This window comes from Gilvimarinus gilvus, assembly GCF_030518155.1.
GTDB classification, from domain to species: Bacteria; Pseudomonadota; Gammaproteobacteria; order Pseudomonadales; family Cellvibrionaceae; genus Gilvimarinus; species Gilvimarinus gilvus.
In genome coordinates this window covers 1-346 of sequence record NZ_JAULRU010000489.1, presented here as the reverse complement: position 1 = coordinate 346, position 346 = coordinate 1, and the positions used below count along the sequence as shown (strand labels likewise).

The 346-nt window shown below is 48.8% G+C and carries 1 protein-coding gene; it reads right to left on the bottom strand.

Translation table 11 applies throughout. The annotated features are described in order from the left end of the window. Positions 1 to 86: 86 nt before the first annotated feature. Positions 87 to 346, bottom strand: a 260-nt coding sequence (locus QWI17_RS09030; RefSeq protein ID WP_302722184.1) for a hypothetical protein, incomplete at its 5' end; no start/stop codon positions are given.

Below are 346 nucleotides of genomic sequence, written 5' to 3'. Positions count from 1 at the left end.
AATGCTCAGTATTTTTAGGTCCGTAGGCTTGGATGTCGTCTCAGAGCAGCATTTGGTAAGGGACCCTGAAACAGAGCAGTGGAAGATCAGGTGAGTAGCCACCAAGCCAAACCCGCTACGGCAGCTGTAATTAACCCAACGGTTGCATAGAAGGCAGGTCTGCCGATCCAAGGGTGACAAGCCAGCATGATTCCCAGATGGGTCTTCGGCTTTATGCTATCCCACTCAGACTCGACGATGGTCCCATCTAGAATATAAGGCTTCCAATATTTGACGATATGGTCCTTGTCGGGCTCAAAAAAATCGCTATGGCCGTAATCAAAGTAACGGTCAGCTACACGTGTAT